Source organism: Psychroflexus salinarum, from assembly GCF_042677225.1.
In the GTDB taxonomy this organism is placed as follows: domain Bacteria; phylum Bacteroidota; class Bacteroidia; order Flavobacteriales; family Flavobacteriaceae; genus Psychroflexus; species Psychroflexus salinarum.
This window is the reverse complement of the sequence record NZ_JBHTIV010000006.1, coordinates 148720-169473: the sequence shown is the minus strand read 5'-3', so window position 1 is coordinate 169473 and position 20754 is coordinate 148720. Positions and strand designations below refer to the sequence as shown.

Below are 20754 nucleotides of genomic sequence, written 5' to 3'. Positions count from 1 at the left end.
ATATTAAGACTTCAAGAGGTAAGTAACATTAAAAATCGTTTTCGTAATTTTGCAATTCACAAAAAGGATGACTAATGAATAAAAATACAGTTTTAGCGTGGGCAACTTTCATCATGGTGATCGTTGGTTTGGGTCTTATAGCTCTTGGCGCTTTTAGATACAATGAGATAGCTGGCTGGGGTTTTGCTTCTGTAGGTATTGGTTTTTTTGCTATTGCCTGGGTGTTTAACGCCCTTAAAGGAAGAGTTTAAATTACTTAGATCTCTGATTAAGCAAAGAAAACAATTAGTAAAACACTATCTGAAGGATATGGAATACCATACACAGTAGATATTAATCTTCTTACGTTTGTTAGAGCTTCAATGATAATAAAATCCAATCTGACTTTAATTTCAGATATTTGCAAACTTTTAATAGAATAAAAATTACAAAATGGCAGATGATAAAAAAGTGATATTCTCCATGTCGGGAGTATCCAAAACGTATCCAGGCGAAGATAAGCCTGTCCTTAAAAATATATACCTCAGTTTTTTCTACGGAGCAAAGATTGGAATCCTCGGACTTAATGGTTCAGGAAAATCTACTTTGATGAAAATTATAGCTGGGAAGGAAAAAAATTACCAAGGAGATGTAGTCTTTTCACAAGATTATTCTGTGGGTTATTTAGAACAAGAACCAGAATTAGATCCAGAAAAAACTGTCCTTGACATTGTGAAGGAGGGCGTTTCTGATGTTGTGGCTATCCTAGATGAATACAACAAAATCAATGATGATTTTGGGTTACCAGAAGTTTATGAAGATGCAGACAAAATGCAAAAACTCATGGACAGGCAGGCCATACTTCAGGATAAAATTGATGCTACCAATGCCTGGGAGCTTGACAATAAACTGGAAGTGGCGATGGATGCCTTGAGAACTCCACCTTCTGACCAGAAAATTGAGAGTCTTTCTGGTGGTGAAAAGCGTAGAGTAGCCCTTTGTCGATTATTGCTTCAAGAGCCAGATGTGCTTTTACTCGATGAGCCTACCAACCATTTAGATGCGGAATCTGTACATTGGCTAGAGCATCATTTACAACAGTATAAAGGAACTGTAATCGCCGTAACTCACGATAGATATTTCCTTGATAATGTCGCAGGTTGGATTTTGGAACTAGATAGAGGTGAAGGTATTCCTTGGAAAGGAAATTATTCTTCTTGGTTAGACCAAAAATCTAAACGTATGGCTCAGGAACAAAAACAAGCCAGTAAACGTCAGAAGACCCTGGAGCGAGAACTAGAATGGGTGAAGATGGCTCCAAAAGGACGTCAATCCAAACAAAAAGCCAGGCTTAATAACTACGACAAATTGATGAGCCAAGATCAAGATAAACTTGACGAAAAGCTTGAAATATATATTCCTAACGGTCCACGTTTAGGAACAAACGTCATCGATGCAAAAGGCGTTAGCAAAGCGTTTGATGATAAGCTTTTGTATGAAAACTTAAATTTCAATTTACCGCAAGCAGGAATTGTTGGGGTGATCGGTCCTAACGGAGCTGGTAAAACCACCATTTTCAAAATGATTATGGGTGAAATTGAACCAGACAAAGGTGAATTTATTGTTGGAGAAACTGCTAAAATCGCTTATGTAGATCAAGCGCATTCAAATATAGATGCGAATAAATCCATTTGGGAGAACTTCAGTGATGGGCAGGATTTGGTTATGATGGGAGGAAAAAAAGTTAATTCTAGAGCCTATTTGAGTCGCTTTAACTTTAACGGAAGTGAACAAAATAAAAAGGTAGATAAACTTTCTGGTGGAGAACGTAACAGACTTCATCTTGCCATGACTTTAAAAGAAGAAGGAAATGTTCTTTTACTCGATGAGCCAACCAACGATTTGGATGTAAACACACTTAGAGCACTAGAAGAAGGTTTAGAGAACTTTGCTGGATGTGCAGTTGTTATTTCTCACGACAGATGGTTCTTAGATAGAATTTGTACCCACATATTGGCTTTCGAAGGAAATTCTGAAGTTTATTTCTTTGAAGGAAGCTTTAGTGATTACGAAGAAAACAAGAAGAAACGCCTTGGCGGAGATACAATGCCTAAACGAATTAAATATAAAAAATTAGTTCGATAATAAAAAAGCTCCCAAAAATGGGAGCTTTTTTATTATTAATCTTTTAGTAATCTTAATATTTCAGCCTTAGAAGTTTAGATGTTTTATTTTTGCTGAAATTCAATAGAAATGAACAAAATTACTTTATTGACATTACTTTTTGTAAGTCAAATTATTTTTTCTCAAGAAGTCATTATAAATGAATTGGATTCTGATACTCCTGGATTAGATACTCAGGAGTTCATTGAACTCAGAACATTGTCTCCAAACACATCTTTAGATGGCTACGTGTTAGTTTTATTCAATGGCTCAAGTTCAGGAGGCGATTCTAGTTATTTTGCATTGAGTTTGGATGGTTTTACTACAGATTTCAATGGTTTATTTGTGCTAGGTGGACCAGAACTAGTACCTAGCCCAAATTATAATTTACCTTCAAATACTATTCAAAATGGTGCTGATGCAGTCGCTGTTTACAGAGGTTCTGAATTAGATTTTCCTGAAGAAACATTAGCCACCATAGATAATCTGGTTGATGCTTTGGTTTATGGAACTAATGATGCAACAGATCAAAATTTATTAAATCTTTTAGCACAAACTGAGCAAATAGATGAAGATTTGAATAATAATAAGGACAACGAATCTATTCAAAGAAATTCTGATGGAAGTTGGTCTGTAGGACCTCCAACACCTAGAGAATTGAATGATGGTTCTGGGATTACTCCTGTTTTTATAGATGTGACTCCAAGTACATCATTAATTGATGAAGGCGATAGCTTTGTCATTGATTTTTCAACTTCGGAACCTCTAACTGAAACTATAACTATCAATTTTAGTTTGGTAAATGGAAACTTTACAGAAGATGATTTTAATGGATCTACTTCAATTACTCTGTCAGAAGGAACTAGTACAGGCTCTGTGACCATTGATCTTATTGACGATAACATAGATGAAGGAGATGAATTTATCAATATTGCAGTAGATATACCTGGTGATCCTTACATCTTAAACAGTAATTTTATTGAGGTCATCGTTGTTGACAATGATTTCATTGTAGCGGATTGGGGAACTCCAACAAATCCTACATTTGATGTTGTAAACCCTACAGGACCTTCCAATTATTTCGAAAATTTGAATGGAAAATCTGGTGAGGTTTTAAAACAAGCCATCCAAGATATTATTGCTGAAGAAGGAGTCGTTAAAATCCATACCTATTCAGATATTATTGATATTCTAAAGTCTGCAGATCAAAGCCCAAGCAACAGTAACGAGGTTTGGTTAGCCTACAGAGAAGAGTCAAGGCCAAAATATCTTTATCAACTTGGATCATCAGGAACCGGGTACTGGAATAGAGAACACGTCTACCCAAGATCTAGAGGTGGTTTTTACAGTATTGAAGAAGATGAAGTGGCAACTGGTATCAATGAATGGTGGGAAACTAACGCAGACTCCTTGAGACACGCTAATTCTGATGCTCACGGATTAAGGGCGGCTGATGCCAATGAAAATAGTTCAAGAGGTAATCAACATTTTGGAGAATACACAGGTCCAGAAGGTAATCAAGGAAGTTTTAAAGGTGATGTGGCTAGAGCTGTCTTTTATCTTGCGATTAGATATAATGATCTTTCTGTTGTTGATGGGTTTCCTGATATTATAGGCCAGTTAGGAGATTTACAAACACTCTTACAATGGCATACAGAAGACCCTGCAGATGATTATGAAATGAACCGAAATAATATTGTCTATACTTGGCAGAATAATAGAAATCCTTTTATTGATTATCCGGAACTCGTCGATTATATTTGGGGGGATAAACAAGGAGAAACTTGGAATCAATCTCTTTCAATAAATAGAAATAAGTTTCAAGATATTTCGATTTATCCTAATCCAGCATCAAATTATATACGATTTAAAGGAATTACATCTAGTGCAGATGTCGAGTTTTATTCAATAACAGGAAAAAAAGTTTTGAATACTAAAATTAAAAGTGAAAATCCAATTTCTTTAAATTTAAGCTCTGGTGTCTATCTAGTTAGAATTATAAATGACTCCAAAGTAGTTACCAAAAAACTAATTGTTAAATAACAAGTATTCTTAATTATTATTCAAAAGCCGTTATTAGTAAGACGGCTTTTTTAATTTTAATCAAAATTTCAAAATGAAAGCAACTTATTTTAAACATACCTTAGAGTTTAAACGTCCTAGTGGTACTTCCAGAGGAGTTTTAAAAACTAAGGATTCATGGTTTATAAAACTTGAAACAAAAGACAAATTCGGGATAGGAGAATGTGGTCTTTTGAAAGGTTTAAGTATAGATGATCGAGTAGACTATGAAGACACTTTGAAATGGACTTGTAATAATATTCATTTAGGCCTTGAAACCCTGTATCAAAAACTAAAAGATTTTCCTTCCATTCAATTTGGTTTGGAAATGGCTATTCAATCTTTTTCTTCTGCTGATCCATATCTCTTATTTCCTTCAGAGTTCACAGAAGGAAAACAAGGAATGAAAATTAATGGCTTGATTTGGATGGGAGAAAAGGAGTTTATGAAAAGTCAAATTCAAAATAAAATTGAACAGGGTTTCAGCTGTATTAAACTCAAAATTGGAGCTATTGATTTTGAATCAGAATTAGAATTGCTGAAATACATCAGAAGTGAGTTTTCAGCTTCTGACATCGAATTACGAGTAGATGCCAATGGAGCTTTTTCTCCTCATGATGCTTTAGATAAGCTTGAGCGTTTGAGTAAATTTGATTTGCACAGCATAGAACAGCCTATCGCTCAGGGACAATGGCAAGACATGGCTAGGCTTTGTCAGCAAACGCCTTTGCCAATTGCTTTGGATGAAGAATTAATTGGACTAAAAGATGTAACAAATAAAGAAGAATCTCTACTAACCATACAGCCGCAGTATATTATTTTGAAGCCTAGTCTAATTGGCGGTTTTAAAGGTTCTAAAGAATGGATTGAACTTGCAAATCAACAAAACATAAAGTGGTGGATAACAAGTGCCTTAGAAAGTAATATAGGGCTTAATGCAATAGCTCAGTTTACCTTTACTCAAAACAACAATATGCCTCAGGGATTGGGAACTGGCGGGCTTTATACCAATAATATCGAAAGTCCTTTAACTATTGAAGGTGAGAGGATCATGTATAATCCTAAACTCAGTTGGGAAAACAAATTTAATTTATGAGAGATTACATCGCATTAGCAGCCAAAAGTCATCATGAATGGTGGAGGTATGTTGTAGGAGCTTTTTTGATATTTATCATTTGGCAACTCGGGACTATTCCTTTTATAGGCGCAGTCAGTTATAAGTTAGCCATAGATGGTGGAGATTTATCTAGTCTAGGAAATTATGAGACTTTGATGGGAACTTTAGATTCCAATCTTACATTTTTTTTAATGTTATTGTCTTTTGCTGTTGGGTTCTTTGGAGTTTGGCTAATTGTAAAATTCTTTCATAATCAAAAATTTAAAGACTTATTGACGACTCGTGCAAAGTTTGATTGGAGACGTGTGTTAGTAGGATTTAGTATCGTAGGTTTTTTCATAGCAGCGATGACAATCATTGATTACGAATTAAATGCAGAAGCATATTTATGGAATCTAAAATGGGATCAATTTTTAATTTTAGCGGCTATTGGTATTATCATGGTACCTCTTCAAACCACTTTTGAAGAGCTTTATTTTAGGGGTTACTTCATGCAAGGTCTAGGTGTAATTTTCAAAAATAGATGGCTACCTCTTATTGTAACATCTATAGGCTTTGGTCTTCTACATCTGGGTAATCCTGAAGTTGGTAAACTAGGCTATGTTATCATGGTAAGTTATATTGGTACAGGATTTCTATTAGGGATTATGGCGTTAATGGATGAAGGCCTAGAGTTATCCATAGGTTTTCATGCTGGTAATAATTTAATTACTGCCTTATTGGTGACAGCAGACTGGACTGCTTTCCAAACTGAATCTATATTAATTTATACTGAAGAACCTTCAGTTGGTTTTGATGTGCTTATTCCTGTTCTTATCATTTATCCCATATATTTATTGATAATGGCTAGAATATATAATTGGAAAAATTGGAAGTCAAAACTTTTTGGAAAGGTGAATCTGCCAGAAACAGAGTCTTAATAATTATTTAACAATTGCAAAATGATTCTTATATTTATAATATTTAGTATTATGATTATATAAATAAAAACTTATGACAACTCACTCTTTAGGTATACATCCTCTTTTTAAAATTAACGGGAATCACTTTAATAAAACTGAATTATACTCAGTAGCTTATAGTTATATAAAGGAGGGAGAACCTTTTGAAGAGAAAATAGGTGGCTTTCTTCTTGATTGGCTCAATGATGACTATGATAGTATAAAAGTCCAAACTTCTGGCTCAACAGGTGAACCTAAAACTTATTTTCTAGACAAACAGAAAATGATCAACAGCGCTTTGGCAACTGGTAAATTCTTCAAAGTTCAAGAAGATACTACAGCTTTGCTTTGCTTGCCAGCGGATTACATAGGAGGAAGAATGATGCTTGTGAGAGCGATGATTTTAGGATGGGATCTCGATATAATTGAACCAAAATCAAATCCACTTGATGAAGTTTTTAAAACGTACGACTTTTGTGCAATGACTCCCTTTCAAATGGATAATTCTCTGGGAAGGCTTCATTTGATAAAAAAGTTAATTGTTGGAGGTGGAGCTGTTTCTGAAAATCTTATCGGATCAATCCAGGGGATTCCTACTAAAGTTTATGAGGTGTATGGTATGACAGAAACCATTTCTCACATTGCTGCTAGAAAGTTGAATCCAACAAAAGACAATAAAGAGAAACGACCTTTCAAAGCATTACCTAATGTTAGCGTTTCACAAAATGAAAATAATTGCTTAGTCATTAAAGCTCCTAAAATTTTAGAAAAAGAACTCGTTACAAATGATATTGTTGAAGTACTTACTTACAAAAAATTCTTTTGGAAAGGTAGATTGGATAATATTATAAATACAGGCGGGGTTAAGATTTTTCCAGAAACTGTTGAAAAAAAGCTTCAAAAGCTTATTACTCATAGGTTTTACATCGCTGGATTACCCCATGATTCACTCGGTGAACAGGTCGTTTTGTTTATTGAAGCTCCAGAAAACGAAAAGTTTTTGAGTGATTTGAAGCATACTATCGTAAAACTAAAATCTTTGGGCAAATATGAAAAGCCAAAGCACATTTATTTTGTAGAAAAATTTGAAGAGACCGATTCTGGAAAAATTCACCGTAAAAAAACCTTGTCAAAATTGATAAGTTAATTCAATTAATTTCTTATTTTTTTGATGTTGATATAGTAACCATATTTGTTTATGGCTAATTCGTCAACATCTTCCAATTCGATTTCAATTAGTTTCCAATGATTAGTAACATTCTCTCTAATAACAGATTTTTCAGATGAATTCTGAAATTCTATGGGCATTTTAAAATCATTTACATCCGTTTCCCACCTCATATATAATTTATTATTATTATCAAATTTCAATTGTAATTCAGGGATTGAGGTATAATTGAGATACTGATTAAATATAGGCTCAAGGTTTTCTTCAGTTCTTTTATTATAAAATTCTATAACATCATCAGTATGAATAGTCTGGTATTTGAAGGTTTCATGAAATTCCTTCATAAGATTCCACCACTTTTCGTCATTATTGATAATACTCCTCAGTGTATTAAGCATATTAGCTCCCTTATAATACATGTCTCCAGAGCCTTCATGATTTACGCCATATTCCCCTATAATCGGTCTATCATTTGAGATAATTTTTCTCAAACCAAACAAATAAGTAATGGCATCTTTTTTACCAAATTCACATTCAACATAAACAGATTCTGCATAAGCAGTAAAACTTTCGTGAATCCACATATCGGCAATATCTGCTGCAGAAACAGAATTTCCGAACCACTCGTGAGCAGATTCATGAATAATGATAAAATCCCACTTTAAACCTACACCAGTACCAGACATATCATTTCCTAAATACCCATTTTGATATCCATTTCCATAAGCTACAGCACTTTGATGCTCCATTCCCAAATAGGGTGTTTCAACAAGTTTGTAACCGTCCTTTTTAAATGGATATTCTCCAAACTTATCATAAAAACAATCCATCATAGGTTTCACCTGTTCAAACTGTCTTTTGGCCGCTTTAAGGTTCTGTTTTAGAACATAATAATTAAGATTAAGATCTTTATAATTATCTTCAAAATGAACATAATCCGCAATATTAAGGGTGATATTATAATTATTAATTGGTTGTTCAACTCTCCAGTGCCATTTTGTGTAACCATTATTAAGTGGGGTTTCTTTTATGAGTCTACCATTAGAAACATTCATGAGTCCATTGGGAACACTCACTTTTATATCTGCTGAATTTGGTTCGTCACTTTGGTGATCTTTATTGGGATACCATAGACTAGCTCCAGTTCCTTGCACCGCTACACCAATAAAATGCTTACCGTTTTTATCCTTAGAAAATACAAATCCTCCATCCCAGGGAGCATTCTTAGCCACAAGTGGATAACCCGAATAATAAAATTGAATACTTTCAATGTTACCGTTTCTTAGTTGCTTATTGAAGTTTATGAAAACAGCATTTTCATCTCTTTCATAGCTCAATATTTTGTTATTATAAACGATTGAATCTACTTTCATATTTTGAAATAAATCCAGCTGAATTCTTGATGTATTTTCAATAATTTTAAATTTAATTTTATTAAAACCACTCAAGTATTGCTTGTCAGGATCCAATCTAATATCTAAATTATAAGACAATACATCAAAGCTTGTGCGTTCTGGTCGTAAACTTCCACGAAGCGTATCTGCTCTAGTAAATTTGTCTTGGTCTCCCGATAATAATTGAGACTGCATGGTAAATGAAAAGCAGAAAATGAAAAGTAAAATGTATATTTGTTTCATAAAAAGATAGAATAATTTATTAAAATAAAACTATGAAAAAAGTTGTTTTTATATTGCTTTCAATTGTATTTCTTTCTTGCGGAAAAGATAGTAATCTTATAGATGGTAAAGTTACGAACTCGAATGGAGATGCCATAAATGGCGTTCTTGTTCAGGTGATGGGTACAGATTTAAATTCACGTACAGATGACAAAGGAGATTTTAGAATAAATACTAAAAATAGGGGAGATGAACTTATATTTACTCATCCAGAGTATGAAATGTCTAGAATAGAACTCGAAGATGATTCAGAAATTTTAGTTAAGCTTACAAAAAAGAATAACCCATAGCGAGAGAAATAAATCTGTTATTTCCAGAGGCTCCTTTAAAAGCATCTGAAAAGCCAAAATTGTATCTCGCGTCTACTCTCAATCCAGAGCCTAAGCTTAACCCAAGACCTGCAGCACCAGAGACATCAAGTTTTTCTGACTCAAGAATATCTGAACCATCAATTAAATAACTGAATTGTGGTCCAACTTGTAAATTGAATATTCTAAGAAAGTGAAGTTTTAAAATTAAAGGAACTAATGCATAATCTGTTTCGATATCACTTCCTTCAAATCTTCCTCCTTGCTGAGAAAATAAAAACTCTGTTTGAAGAGCAAATGTATTAAAACGTGCACCTACAAATGCTCCTCCAGTAAAACCTAATCTACCATCGGCATTTATTTCTGAAATAGAAGCGTAGTTAATTCCAGCTTTAATACCAAAATCTAAACTTTGCGACTGAGAATTAAGGCTATATACACTTATAATAAATATTGTAAATAATCTAATAGCAGATTTCATAAGGACTATTTTTTAAATAACGTTGATAATGTGAAATTAGTTCATTAAAGCAGATAAAATAGTATTGAGTTCATTAATACTAAGATTGATTTCAATAATTCTTCCATTTTTGTCTACAAGATAATATTGTGGTAAATCCGTAATACCCATTTCAGTGGGCAGTTCTCCCGTAAATCCATTTTTTACTCTTAAGGAAGTCCAGGGTACAGATTTCTGGGAAACAGCAGTTAACCAATCTTCTCTATTTGTATCTAAGGAAACACTTATAATTTCAAATCCCTTAAAATTATAATTTTGATAAACTTGCAGTAATTCTTCCTGTTGATCTTTACATTTTTCACACCAACTATTCCAAAATTGTATAAGATTATATTTAGAAAAATCAGATTTCAAATCTACGGTGTCACCAGTAATTGAAATTAAATCAAATGATGGTATCTGACTTCCTATTTGATATTTTCTTCGTTTGTTCTGATATTTTTCGAGAATATCAACATCTTGAGAACTTAACTTGTCTACATCTAGTTTAGAAACTAAACTTCTTATGTCATTATAAAGTAAGTCTTGTTTCATACTCATTTCAGAAAGTACTTTTCCTAGATAATCATGATTGGGATACACTTTTATCAAGCTATCCATTTTATTTAAAATGAGGTCTCGATTTTTTTTAGACTTTGAAGTTGAAGCTATAAAATCTGATAAATAAGTCTTTAACTTAGGTGTTTCACCTCCGTTTAATTGTTTGATATTATAATCTTTAAACACATCACCTTCAAGTTGAGGTTCATCTATAATGATGTCAAAAATTAAAGTGTCATTTTCAAGATAAAACACTTCAGAAGAATTAATAGAATCAAATTGAAACCTAAATGCGCTAGGGGAATTAACTTCTCCTTCAAATAAAAATATATTATTAATGACTTCTACACTATCAAGTTGGTTATCATATTTGATCTTAATATAATCGTCAAATTCGCCATTTATAGTTCCTTTCAAAACATAGTTTTGAGTTGTAGATTTTTTTTCTAGAGGTTGCATACATGAAAGTAATGCGAGACTAAGTATTGCAAAGAAGGTTTTTTTCATGATGCCAAAATTAAGGTAAAAATAAAAGACCGATGTATTAACATCGGTCTTTTGAAAAAACTTAGTAAAGTTTATTTATTAATTGAAATCATTAATTCTTTCGCTTAAATCATAAATTTTGGCATCTGATGGTAAAACTTTTTCTATCATACTACTTCCTGCTGCACTTCTATAACCACCTGCACAATGAACTACGATTGGCTTATCGGTAGGAATATCTTTTGCAGAATCTCTTAGCTCATTTAGAGGATGATTCTTAGCAGATTCAAATTTTTTCTCTTCTTCAAACTCGTTGATATTTCTTATATCAATGATTGTATATTGATCTGGATGTTCTTTGAAATCTGTATAATCAAAATCTTCTGAAGATTCAAACTCAGCTTGACCAAGAGTAAGGACTGCTTTGATTTGTGATTCATAGCCTATCTTGGCAATTCTTGAAACAACTTCTTCGTATTCTGAAATAGAGTCTAAAACTAAATAAAATTCTTCATTAGGCTGAATGATGGCACCAACCCAAGTTTCGATCTTATCATTTTCAGTTCTTGCCATTATGTTTATGCTTCCAGAAATATGATTGGCTTTAAAATCTGCTTGAGGTCTTGTGTCTACGATAGTAGCATCGGCATCAAACGTTTCTACATTCAATTGAACAGGAATGTTGGATATAGAAGCTTTATAATTTTTAGCTCCAGTTTTGTTTATATCTACATCGTGCCCAAAATATGAAGGAATAAATGGTTGACCATCAAGAATTTCTTTTACAAACTCTTCTTCAGTTTGTTTTTGGAAAGCCCAGTTTCCAACACGTTCGTTACCTAGTGTACTTGTTGTATCATCACTCATGTTTTTACCGCATAAGCTACCAGCTCCGTGAGCAGGATAAACCCAAACATTATCAGATAAATGATTATATTTTGTAGTCATAGTCTTATACATAGCTTGAGCAAGCTCCTTTCGTTTAGCTGTCATATTCCCAGCTTTCTCTCTTAAATCTGGTCTTCCTACATCACCGATAAATAAAGTATCTCCTGTGAAGATCGCTTCTTTGGTAGTAGCATCGTCTATAGCATGAATAGTTATTCCATCTGGAGAATGACCTGGAGTATGGATACATTTAAATGTAACATCTTCCATCTTAAGTTCATCTCCTTCATCAAATGCACTATGAGGATAATCTGCTCCAACGAGTTTGCTTACGTAAATTGTAGCTCCAGTTTCTTCATGTATTTGTAGATGACTGCTTACAAAATCTGCATGTGGGTGAGTTTCAAATACAGCTACTATTTTGGCATCATTTTCCTCAGCAAATTCGTAATAAGGTTGTGGATTTCTTGCTGGATCTACTACTGCCATTTTTCCATTGCTTACAATTGCATAAGAAAGATGAGATAATGGTTTATCGTTATATTGTTTAATTGTCATAGTAATTTTTTTTAAAAATTATTGATTCATTTTACCTGTTGCACAACTTATAAATGATTTTGCTTTATTCAGATATGTGTTAGCATCACCTATAACTGGATATCCTAAATGTTTTAATTTCTCTTCAACTGATTGAAGTGAAGATTCATGAGTGTACCTAAATGCTACCGAAGATTCTTCTGGATTAACATTTATATCAGAAATATCTTCAAGTGTTATTAAATTTTTTGAAATTGTGTTGGCACAGCCCCCACATTTTAAGTTTTGTACAATTATTTTTGTTTGCATCATATTTTGATTGATCACTATAGGGTATTATTTAAAATCATTTAATTTAATCTTATACAAAATAAGATAATTTAATCAATTTCTACAGTAACAAAAGTTACGTTTTAATTGATGTCAATTAATTTTATTGAATTCCTGTTCAATGTTATGCGGTTGGTTTTTTCAAGTTGTTTTAAAAGTCTGGAAACGACAACACGACTGGTATGAAGGTCGAAAGCTATGTCTTGATGGGTGACTTTAATTTCTGAATCATTATAATATTTTGATTTATTTCTAAGATATTCAAGTAAACGTTCATCCATTTTTTTGAAGGCGATACTATCAATTGTAGCTAAAACTTCCATAAGACGCTGATGATAACTATAAAAAATAAAATTTCTCCATGATTTGTATTTCCCTAACCATTCTTCCATTTTTTCTACAGGAATCATCAATAAAGTAGAATCTGTTTCTGCGACAGCTCGTATTTCACTCACTGCAGATCCCGTGCAACAGGAGAGTGTCATTGCACAAGTTTCACCTTTTTCTAAAAAGTAGAGCATGAGCTCAAAGCCGTCTTCATCTTCTCGCATCACTTTGATGACTCCATCTATAAGTAATGGCATAGCTGATAAATATTGTCCTGTCCTAATTATTTCATCTCCAGCGCTTACTTCTCTAATAACTCCAATATCATCGATTTCTTGAAGCAGTTCTTCTTCAAAAAGATGGCTATAATTCTTTTTAATTTCTTCCAGCATATTCTTAATTGTATTTTTGTATAAATATAAAACCTAAGTCCTGTTTAGATGGCAAATTTCAAAATTTTTAAGCCTTACGGTATGTTAAGTCAGTTTGTAAATAACCAAAAACGGAGAAGAAACAAAAGACTCCTTGGTGAACTTGGTGATTTCCCTGAAGGAATTATGTCAGTAGGGCGTCTGGATCAAGATTCTGAAGGTCTATTGTTTTTAACTACCGATGGAAAATTCAGTCACAAAATCACCTCAACAGGAATCGAAAAGGAATATTGGGCTCAAGTAGATGGTGTTGCTACAAATGAGCAAGTAGTCCAACTTTCTGACGGTATAGAAATCAGTATTTATGGTAAGCCTTATCAGACTAAACCTTGCAAAGTATTTAAAATGACTCCGCCAAACGATTTACCTAAGCGAGGCAAAGATATCAGAAACGAAGATGAACATGGTTCAACCTCTTGGCTCTCTATTACTCTTACAGAAGGGAAATACAGGCAAGTGCGTAAAATGACTGCGAAAGTAGGTTTGCCAACCTTGAGATTGATTCGTTATAGAATAGGTAAGGAGACTATCGAAAATATGGAAGTGGAAGAAGTAAGAACTTTGTCTTAAAAGATTACCACCAAACTACAAAACACTTGTGAGTAGCACCATCTTTATCTTTTCTGAAAAGCATAACGGATTGTTTTTTCTCCAAAAATTCTTGAAGTTGTTTTAGAATCGTAAAATATGAATGCCAGTTGGTATGTTTGCTTTCATCTGTAAACCAACTTATTTTCTTTGGAATATAGAAAAAATTGTGTTTCCACTTTTTATCAAGAAACTCTTCAAGAGTATAAAAATAACCAGCTACGGATTCTAGATTGGTAGCAAAAAATCTAGTGTGACATTTTTCTGGAAGAAATAGAATAGCCTTGAAACATAATTTCTGTTTAATTTTCCAGGGATCTATTTCATATTCATTCAATAAGTTTTCAGCTTTAGGATGATAAAGCAAAGGAAATTGTTGAGACCTTAATTTTTCAATCTTATCAATAAACCGATCGCGTCTATTTGGTCCAATCCAGCAGAAATCTGGATTTTCATGTAAGCTATCATCGTAGAGATAAATCTTGTTAATCAACTCAGCATGAATAATCTCATCTTGACTAAGATCTCGAAAAATAAAATCAAACTCCCCAATTGTTGTTTTATCACTTATGACTTGTAAGCTGTAAGCTATTTCTTTGTAGCGTTGAGATAATTGTAAATAATATCTGAAAAAGATTTCAGCTCTTTTTCCTACAAAATTAAATGTTCTGGCATCCTCAAAAGGAAAACTTTCGATTTGATTCACCTCTTGAAGTGAATCAAATTCGAAAGTTGAAATGTTTGAATTCGGAAGTTGATCTATCATCAACTTCGTATTCATAAAGCCTTTGAATTGTTTTAAAATCTGAAGATCGGAATCTTTAGTCTGCAAGCTCAAGAGCAATTTTGATCATTTGATTAAACGTTGTTTCACGCTCTTCAGCTGAAGTTTTCTCACCAGTGATCAAGGAGTCAGAAATTGTTAAAATTGCTAAGGCGTTTACACCATTTTTGGATGCGATAGAATATAATCCAGCGGCTTCCATTTCTACACACAAGACATTGTAAGCAGCCCACATTTCATGGTCTTTAAGATCGTCTGTGTAAAATAGGTCTGAAGAAAGTACATTTCCAGCTTTAAAAGAAATTCCTAAGTCTCTAGCTGTTTGAACAGCTTTGTCAAACAATTTAAAACTTGCAGTAGGAGCGAAGTCACCTCCTCTAAATCTGTTTCTATTCAAAGAGGAATTTGAGGAAGCCGCCATAGCAATGATAACATCTCTCATCTCCACTTCTTTTTTGATAGCGCCAGCACTTCCAACTCTCACTAGATTTTTTACTCCAAACTCTGTAATTAATTCGTGAGCATAAATACTTATAGAGGGTATTCCCATCCCAGTTCCTTGAACAGATATTTTCTGTCCATTATATGTACCAGTATATCCAAGCATCCCTCGAACTTCATTGTAACAAATCGCATCTTCAAGAAAGGTTTCAGCTATCCATTTGGCTCTTAGCGGATCTCCAGGTAAAAGTATAGTTTCGGCGATATCACCTTTTTTAGCATCTATGTGTATACTCATATTATTTTATATTTAGTAAGTTGAATTTGATGAAGTTCCTTCTACAATAGCAATTCCAGCAGAAGCACCTATTCTGGAAACACCAAGATCAATATATCGCTTAGCAGTTTCTGCATCTCTTATGCCGCCAGAAGCTTTAATTTTGACCTTCTCAGACACATTATCCTTCATGATTTTCACTGCTTCCAAAGTTGCGCCGTGACTTCCAAAGCCTGTAGATGTCTTTACATAATCAGCCCCAGCCTGTTCTGAAAGCTGACAAGCTGTAGCGATTTCATCGTTGGTAAGGTTACAAATTTCCAGTATAACCTTCAAAATATGATTTCCGATAGCATTTTTGACAGCTTGTATATCAGCTCTTACGTAATCGAATTCTTTTGATTTTAACTTGCCTTGATGAATTACCATATCTATTTCTGAAGCACCATCGGTTATGGCCTGCTTTGCTTCTTCGACTTTAGCTTTTGTCGTACACGCCCCTAGAGGAAAACCAATTACAGTACAAACTTTAGATTCAGAATCTTTTAATATTTCATTAGCATCTCTTACATAACTTGAATTGATGCAAACTGTTGCAAAATTGTATGCAATAGCTTCTTCACATATTTTATGTATCTGTTTTAAAGTCGCATCAGCATGCAATAAAGTATGGTCTATATATCTATTCATAGGGTTTTAATTAAAATTTCAGTAAAGATAAAAGTTTGAATATGATAAATTAAATATTACTAAAAAGATATCAATACTAGGGGTTTGCAATATTAAGAATAAGTTGTACTTTTGCAGGCATTAAAATAAAACAAATATTTATGAATCATTATGAAACTGTTTTCATCTTGAATCCCGTTTTATCTGAAGATCAGATAAAGGAAACAGTAAAGAAATACGAAGATTTTCTTGTTTCGAAAGGTGCAGAGATGGTAAACAAAGAAGATTGGGGCCTAAAAAAATTGGCTTACCCAATCCAGCACAAGAAAAGTGGATTTTACCACTTATTTGAGTACAAAGTAGATGGAACAACCATCGAGCCTTTAGAAGTAATGTTTAGAAGAGACGAGAGAATGATGCGTTATTTGACCGTGAAATTAGACAAGCATGCTATTGATTGGGCTAAAGAACGAGTTAAACGAATTAAAACTGGCGCGTAATTATGGCAACAATTGAAGAACAATCAAAAGGAAAGAACGACGGTGAGATCAGATATCTAACCCCGTTAGACATTGAAACCAAAAGTAAAACCCGTTTTTGTCGTTTTAAAAGAGCTGGCATTAAGTATGTAGATTACAAAAATGCTGACTTCTTGATGGAATTTGTTAACGAGCAAGGTAAAATTTTACCAAGACGTTTAACAGGGACATCTTTAAAATACCAAAGAAAAGTATCACAAGCTATCAAGCGTTCACGCCACTTAGCTTTGATGCCATACGTAGGTGATTTATTAAAATAAAAAGGCAAAAAAATGGAAATTATATTAAAAAAAGACGTTGATAATCTTGGTTTTGCCGATGACTTAGTATCTGTAAAAAATGGATATGGTCGTAACTTTTTAATACCTCAAGGTCTTGCTGTTTTAGCAACTCCTTCAGCGAAAAAAGTTTTGGCAGAAAACCTTAAGCAACGTGCTTACAAAGAAAAGAAAATTGTTGATGAAGCTAAAACTTTAGCCGAAAGAGCAAAAGATCTTGATATTAAAATAACATCTAAAACAGGTGCTGGTGATAAACTTTTTGGAAGTATTACAGTAGCAGACCTTAAAGATGAATTAGCAAAACATGATGTTGATATTGACAAAAAATACATTACTATCTTAGGTGGTAATATTAAACGTTTGGGTCAATATGAAGCAAAATTAAGATTCCACAGAGATGTAATCCTGGACTTCAATTTTGAAGTTATTGCTGATAACTAACACATGTATATCAATACACTTTTTAAAGAAAGCTATCCCAACAAGGTTAGCTTTCTTTGTTTCTAACCATTAAACAAATCACAATATGAAAAAAAATTACATTTTAATTTTACTATTTTTTATTGGGCTATCAACAACTATGGCCCAAGTGACAACATCCACAATGTCTGGCCTTGTAAAAGATGGTGAAGGAATCACATTACCTGGAGCCAATGTAGTTGCAACTCACACGCCTACAGGTTCTGTTTATGGCGCAATGACTAATATCGACGGAAGGTTTAGAATTAACAATATGAGAATAGGTGGACCTTACCAAGTTGAGATTTCTTACGTTGGTTTTGAAACCAAAATTCTTGAAAATATAAATCTTGACCTTGGTGAAACTTATAATATTGAAGTAACTCTCCTTACAACTTCAAATGCCTTAGATGAAGTTTTGATTACTGTTTCTGATAACCCTACATTCTCAAGTGAAAGAACAGGAGCAGTTACTCAAGTCACAAGTAAAGATTTAAAACGACTACCTACGATTTCTAGATCTGCTCAGGATTTTACAAGATTAGAGCCTACTGCAAGTGGAAACTCTTTTGGAGGTAGAAACGATCAGTTTAATAACTTTAGTTTGGATGGTGCTGTTTTCAATAATCCATTTGGATTGGATTCGCCAACTCCTGGTGGTCAAACTGGAGCACAACCTATTTCTCTGGATGCGATTGAGCAGATAAAAGTGACTACAGCTCCTTATGATGTGACTCTATCAGGTTTCACTGGAGCTTCAGTAAATGCAGTTACAAAAAGTGGTGATAATACATTTAAAGCGACAGCTTATTCTTTCTTCAGAAATGAAAATCTTACTGGAGGAAAAATTGAAGGTCAAGATGTTCCAAAAAATGATCTAGAACAAATTCAATATGGTGTAAGTGTTGGTGGGCCAATTATTGAAAATAAATTATTCTTTTTTGCCAATTTTGAAAAAGACGATAGAACAGACTTAGGTTCACCGTTTGCTCCAAATAGAGGAACTGGGGCTATAAACGAATCTAGAGTTTTAGCTTCAGATATGGTAGCTGTTTCTAATGCTCTTGCAGATTTAGGATATGATACGGGAAGATTTGAAGATTTTAATTATAATTCAGAATCTACTAAAGGAATTTTGAAATTGGACTGGAACATCAATCAAAACCACAAAGCAGCGCTTATTTACAACTTCTTAAGAGCTTCAAAGGATAATGCAGCAAACAGAACAGCACTTGGTTTTAGAGGGCCAAGTCCATCTGTGATTCAGTTTGAAAATTCTGGATATGAAATTAATAATAATTTGAATTCAGTTCAATTTGAATTGAACTCTACTTTCGGAAATAAGTATTCTAATAAATTTCAGGCAGGATATACTTATTTTGATGATTTCAGAAATCCTTTTTCTAGCCCTGCACCTCCCATTACCATACAGGATGGAAGCGGCTCTAATTATATAATTGCAGGACACGAACCGTTTTCAATCAATAACGAACTACAGCAAAAGGTGTTTCAGGTGACCAACAACTTCAACATTTTTGTAGGTGACCACTCTGTGACTCTCGGGACTTCTTTTGAACGTTTTGAATTTGATAATTCATTTAATCTTGGTGGATATGATAATTTTGGAAATCCAAATGGCTATTACGGTACTTTTAATGCTTATCCATCTGTCAATGCTTTTCTAGCAGATGCAAATGCTGGAAGTCAAAGTGCAATTGCTCAGAATTTGACTTATGCACAAAATATTTTTGAATCTAGAAATTCAAACGGTGTTGGAAACGATGGTGGTTGGAGACTTTCGGAAACTAATGTAGGTCAATTATCGTTTTATGCTCAAGACGAATGGAGCATAACTAATAATTTCAAATTTACTTATGGCTTGAGACTAGATAAGCCTTTGTATTTCAATACTGATGAAAAAATTCAAGAGTTTATTGATATTGACAACGGTGCTACGGTAGATCCAACTACTGTTTACTACGATCCTGAAACAAATTCAGAAACAACATTGAATTCAACTCAGTTACCAACAGATGAGTTCTTAATTTCTCCAAGACTTGGATTTAATTGGGATGTGAGAAATGACAAAACTTTTCAAATAAGAGGTGGAACTGGAGTATTTACAGGAAGACTACCTTTTGTGTGGATTGGTAATCAAGTGAGTGGTGCAGATCAAGGTTTCTTTCAAATTGTTGATCCAGATTTCAAATTTCCACAGGTATGGAGAACAAATATTGGACTTGATTACAAATTTGATAATGGAATTATTGCTTCTACTGATATTTCTTATACTGAGGATATAAATGCAGCACACGTACAAAACTGGGGGTTAAAAGAACCAACTGAAACATTGGATGGTATAGATAATAGAGCTGTTTATGCTGAATCTGATAAAGGTGATAACAATGCATATGTATTTACAAATTCAAATAAAGGAAGAATTTTTAATGCGGTAGGTACTCTTAAGAAAAACTTCAGCAATGGATTATACATTAGCACTTCCTACAGTTACTTAAATGCAAAAGACGTCAACTCAATTGAGGCTGAGATTACAGGAGATGCATTTACTTTTAATCCGACAGTTGGAAATGCTAACAATGACGTTTTAGGATTTTCTAAATATGGTGATACTCACCGTTTCATTGCTGTAATTTCCAAAAACTTTAAATATGGTTCTCAAAACCAGTGGGAAACAACAGTTTCCAGTTTTGTAGAATATGCTAAAGGTGGACGTTATAATTATACTTATGGAGGTGATATCAATAATGATGGATCCAATATCAACGACCTTTTATACATTCCAACAACAGAAGAATTATCTAGAATGCAATTTTCTGGTCCAGGACAAGCAGAAGCTTTCAATACATTTATTGAAAATAATGACTATATGAAAGATAACAGAGGAAGTTATTTTGAAAGATATGGAGCTTTGGCACCTTGGAGAAGTACAGTAGATATAAGAGTTTTACAAGATTATAACTTTAAAGTATCAGGAGATAAAACCAATACAATTCAGTTGAGTTTAGATATTCTTAATTTTGGAAATCTAATAAATTCTGACTGGGGTATCGTTCAAGAACCATTTAATCAACAGCCTATTGGTGTAAATGTTGATCCAGTGACAAATGAACCTGTTTACACTTTCAGTGAAAATAGAGTAGATTCATTTGCCGTAAATACGAGTTTGATTTCACGTTGGAGAATGCAAGTTGGTTTGAGATATATTTTCTAAATTTATTATACG

Annotated in this window: 21 protein-coding genes; 12 read left to right on the top strand and 9 right to left on the bottom strand. The window is 33.5% G+C overall.

Annotation, left to right across the window (positions count from 1 at the left end):
* Positions 1-74: 74 nt before the first annotated feature.
* The 6 genes from ACFQ0R_RS06635 (at position 75) to ACFQ0R_RS06610 (ending at position 7408) form a co-directional block, all read left to right on the top strand.
* The gene (locus ACFQ0R_RS06635) at positions 75-251 is read left to right on the top strand and encodes a CAL67264 family membrane protein (RefSeq protein WP_224454367.1); all 177 of its coding nucleotides are present in this window, start codon (positions 75-77) and stop codon (positions 249-251) included.
* 181 nt (positions 252-432) lie between these two features.
* Positions 433-2124 (top strand): energy-dependent translational throttle protein EttA, encoded by a 1692-nt coding sequence (ettA, locus tag ACFQ0R_RS06630; protein WP_379657603.1) that lies wholly within the window; start codon positions 433-435, stop codon positions 2122-2124.
* 108 nt (positions 2125-2232) lie between these two features.
* Positions 2233-4185 carry an endonuclease gene (locus tag ACFQ0R_RS06625; RefSeq protein ID WP_379657602.1) on the top strand — a complete coding sequence of 651 codons (1953 nt, stop codon included), beginning with the start codon at positions 2233-2235 and terminating at the stop codon, positions 4183-4185.
* Positions 4186-4258: 73 nt separating this feature from the next.
* Positions 4259-5299: an o-succinylbenzoate synthase gene (locus ACFQ0R_RS06620; protein ID WP_379657601.1), complete on the top strand. Its 1041-nt coding sequence runs from the start codon at positions 4259-4261 to the stop codon at positions 5297-5299.
* Positions 5296-6240 carry a CPBP family intramembrane glutamic endopeptidase gene (locus ACFQ0R_RS06615; RefSeq protein ID WP_379657600.1) on the top strand — a complete coding sequence of 315 codons (945 nt, stop codon included), beginning with the start codon at positions 5296-5298 and terminating at the stop codon, positions 6238-6240. The genes ACFQ0R_RS06620 and ACFQ0R_RS06615 overlap by 4 nt, the downstream gene beginning before the upstream one ends.
* A 73-nt stretch (positions 6241-6313) precedes the next feature.
* A complete protein-coding gene (locus ACFQ0R_RS06610) occupies positions 6314-7408 on the top strand; it encodes an AMP-binding protein (protein ID WP_379657599.1) in 1095 nt (364 codons plus the stop codon).
* Between the two features lie 5 nt (positions 7409-7413).
* Here the strand turns inward: ACFQ0R_RS06610 and ACFQ0R_RS06605 are convergent, their stop codons facing one another.
* A complete protein-coding gene (locus ACFQ0R_RS06605; protein ID WP_379657598.1) occupies positions 7414-9066 on the bottom strand; it encodes a M1 family metallopeptidase in 1653 nt (550 codons plus the stop codon).
* 32 nt (positions 9067-9098) lie between these two features.
* Here ACFQ0R_RS06605 and ACFQ0R_RS06600 point away from each other — a divergent pair, with 32 nt between their 5' ends.
* Positions 9099-9395, top strand: coding sequence for a carboxypeptidase-like regulatory domain-containing protein (locus ACFQ0R_RS06600; protein ID WP_379657597.1), 297 nt, complete (start codon positions 9099-9101; stop codon positions 9393-9395).
* On the opposite strand, the gene ACFQ0R_RS06595 is transcribed toward ACFQ0R_RS06600, so the two are convergent.
* The 5 genes from ACFQ0R_RS06595 to ACFQ0R_RS06575 all read right to left on the bottom strand — a co-directional run bounded on the left by ACFQ0R_RS06595 (position 9373) and on the right by ACFQ0R_RS06575 (position 13433).
* Entirely contained in the window at positions 9373-9894 is a 522-nt protein-coding gene (locus tag ACFQ0R_RS06595; protein ID WP_379657596.1) for an outer membrane beta-barrel protein, read from the bottom strand. The genes ACFQ0R_RS06600 and ACFQ0R_RS06595 overlap by 23 nt on opposite strands.
* Positions 9895-9930: 36 nt before the next feature.
* Positions 9931-10980, bottom strand: a complete 1050-nt coding sequence (locus ACFQ0R_RS06590; protein ID WP_379657595.1) for a thioredoxin-like domain-containing protein — start codon at positions 10978-10980, stop codon at positions 9931-9933.
* Between the two features lie 78 nt (positions 10981-11058).
* A complete protein-coding gene (locus ACFQ0R_RS06585) occupies positions 11059-12405 on the bottom strand; it encodes an MBL fold metallo-hydrolase (protein WP_379657594.1) in 1347 nt (448 codons plus the stop codon).
* An 18-nt stretch (positions 12406-12423) separates the two neighbouring features.
* Positions 12424-12696, bottom strand: coding sequence for a heavy-metal-associated domain-containing protein (locus ACFQ0R_RS06580; RefSeq protein ID WP_379657593.1), 273 nt, complete (start codon positions 12694-12696; stop codon positions 12424-12426).
* Positions 12697-12797: 101 nt separating this feature from the next.
* Positions 12798-13433, bottom strand: a complete 636-nt coding sequence (locus ACFQ0R_RS06575) for a Crp/Fnr family transcriptional regulator (RefSeq protein ID WP_379657592.1) — start codon at positions 13431-13433, stop codon at positions 12798-12800.
* Between the two features lie 48 nt (positions 13434-13481).
* Between ACFQ0R_RS06575 and ACFQ0R_RS06570 the strand changes: the two genes are divergently transcribed.
* Complete coding sequence (locus ACFQ0R_RS06570) at positions 13482-14042, top strand: pseudouridine synthase (RefSeq protein WP_379657591.1); 561 nt, start codon at positions 13482-13484, stop codon at positions 14040-14042.
* A gap of 4 nt (positions 14043-14046) precedes the next feature.
* Here the strand turns inward: ACFQ0R_RS06570 and ACFQ0R_RS06565 are convergent, their stop codons facing one another.
* Genes ACFQ0R_RS06565 through deoC form a run of 3 tightly spaced genes read right to left on the bottom strand, consistent with a single transcriptional unit; the run spans position 14047 to position 16252 of the window.
* Positions 14047-14892 (bottom strand): DUF1853 family protein, encoded by an 846-nt coding sequence (locus tag ACFQ0R_RS06565; protein ID WP_379657590.1) that lies wholly within the window; start codon positions 14890-14892, stop codon positions 14047-14049.
* On the bottom strand, positions 14882-15583 hold the full coding sequence (gene deoD / locus ACFQ0R_RS06560; protein ID WP_379657589.1) for a purine-nucleoside phosphorylase: 702 nt from the start codon (positions 15581-15583) through the stop codon (positions 14882-14884). The genes ACFQ0R_RS06565 and deoD overlap by 11 nt, the downstream gene beginning before the upstream one ends.
* A gap of 12 nt (positions 15584-15595) precedes the next feature.
* Complete coding sequence (gene deoC / locus ACFQ0R_RS06555; protein ID WP_379657588.1) at positions 15596-16252, bottom strand: deoxyribose-phosphate aldolase; 657 nt, start codon at positions 16250-16252, stop codon at positions 15596-15598.
* 140 nt (positions 16253-16392) lie between these two features.
* Here deoC and rpsF point away from each other — a divergent pair, with 140 nt between their 5' ends.
* The 4 genes from rpsF to ACFQ0R_RS06535 all read left to right on the top strand — a co-directional run bounded on the left by rpsF (position 16393) and on the right by ACFQ0R_RS06535 (position 20742).
* Positions 16393-16731, top strand: coding sequence for a 30S ribosomal protein S6 (gene rpsF / locus ACFQ0R_RS06550; protein ID WP_224486161.1), 339 nt, complete (start codon positions 16393-16395; stop codon positions 16729-16731).
* A 2-nt stretch (positions 16732-16733) separates the two neighbouring features.
* Positions 16734-17030: a 30S ribosomal protein S18 gene (gene rpsR, locus ACFQ0R_RS06545; RefSeq protein ID WP_003438584.1), complete on the top strand. Its 297-nt coding sequence runs from the start codon at positions 16734-16736 to the stop codon at positions 17028-17030.
* 12 nt (positions 17031-17042) lie between these two features.
* Entirely contained in the window at positions 17043-17492 is a 450-nt protein-coding gene (gene rplI / locus ACFQ0R_RS06540) for a 50S ribosomal protein L9 (protein WP_379657587.1), read from the top strand.
* An 85-nt stretch (positions 17493-17577) separates the two neighbouring features.
* Positions 17578-20742, top strand: coding sequence for a TonB-dependent receptor (locus ACFQ0R_RS06535; RefSeq protein WP_379657586.1), 3165 nt, complete (start codon positions 17578-17580; stop codon positions 20740-20742).
* Positions 20743-20754 lie beyond the last annotated feature (12 nt).

Coding starts and splice junctions, on each gene's coding strand:
- ACFQ0R_RS06620 (WP_379657601.1), top strand. CDS start 4,259: ATGAAAGCAACTTATTTTAAACATACCTTAGAGTTTAAACGTCCTAGT.
- ACFQ0R_RS06600 (WP_379657597.1), top strand. CDS start 9,099: ATGAAAAAAGTTGTTTTTATATTGCTTTCAATTGTATTTCTTTCTTGC.
- ACFQ0R_RS06595 (WP_379657596.1), bottom strand. CDS start 9,894: ATGAAATCTGCTATTAGATTATTTACAATATTTATTATAAGTGTATAT.
- ACFQ0R_RS06580 (WP_379657593.1), bottom strand. CDS start 12,696: ATGATGCAAACAAAAATAATTGTACAAAACTTAAAATGTGGGGGCTGT.
- deoD (WP_379657589.1), bottom strand. CDS start 15,583: ATGAGTATACACATAGATGCTAAAAAAGGTGATATCGCCGAAACTATA.
- ACFQ0R_RS06585 (WP_379657594.1), bottom strand. CDS start 12,405: ATGACAATTAAACAATATAACGATAAACCATTATCTCATCTTTCTTAT.
- ACFQ0R_RS06575 (WP_379657592.1), bottom strand. CDS start 13,433: ATGCTGGAAGAAATTAAAAAGAATTATAGCCATCTTTTTGAAGAAGAA.
- rplI (WP_379657587.1), top strand. CDS start 17,043: ATGGAAATTATATTAAAAAAAGACGTTGATAATCTTGGTTTTGCCGAT.
- rpsF (WP_224486161.1), top strand. CDS start 16,393: ATGAATCATTATGAAACTGTTTTCATCTTGAATCCCGTTTTATCTGAA.
- ACFQ0R_RS06570 (WP_379657591.1), top strand. CDS start 13,482: ATGGCAAATTTCAAAATTTTTAAGCCTTACGGTATGTTAAGTCAGTTT.
- deoC (WP_379657588.1), bottom strand. CDS start 16,252: ATGAATAGATATATAGACCATACTTTATTGCATGCTGATGCGACTTTA.
- ACFQ0R_RS06605 (WP_379657598.1), bottom strand. CDS start 9,066: ATGAAACAAATATACATTTTACTTTTCATTTTCTGCTTTTCATTTACC.
- rpsR (WP_003438584.1), top strand. CDS start 16,734: ATGGCAACAATTGAAGAACAATCAAAAGGAAAGAACGACGGTGAGATC.
- ettA (WP_379657603.1), top strand. CDS start 433: ATGGCAGATGATAAAAAAGTGATATTCTCCATGTCGGGAGTATCCAAA.
- ACFQ0R_RS06635 (WP_224454367.1), top strand. CDS start 75: ATGAATAAAAATACAGTTTTAGCGTGGGCAACTTTCATCATGGTGATC.
- ACFQ0R_RS06535 (WP_379657586.1), top strand. CDS start 17,578: ATGAAAAAAAATTACATTTTAATTTTACTATTTTTTATTGGGCTATCA.
- ACFQ0R_RS06615 (WP_379657600.1), top strand. CDS start 5,296: ATGAGAGATTACATCGCATTAGCAGCCAAAAGTCATCATGAATGGTGG.
- ACFQ0R_RS06610 (WP_379657599.1), top strand. CDS start 6,314: ATGACAACTCACTCTTTAGGTATACATCCTCTTTTTAAAATTAACGGG.
- ACFQ0R_RS06625 (WP_379657602.1), top strand. CDS start 2,233: ATGAACAAAATTACTTTATTGACATTACTTTTTGTAAGTCAAATTATT.
- ACFQ0R_RS06590 (WP_379657595.1), bottom strand. CDS start 10,980: ATGAAAAAAACCTTCTTTGCAATACTTAGTCTCGCATTACTTTCATGT.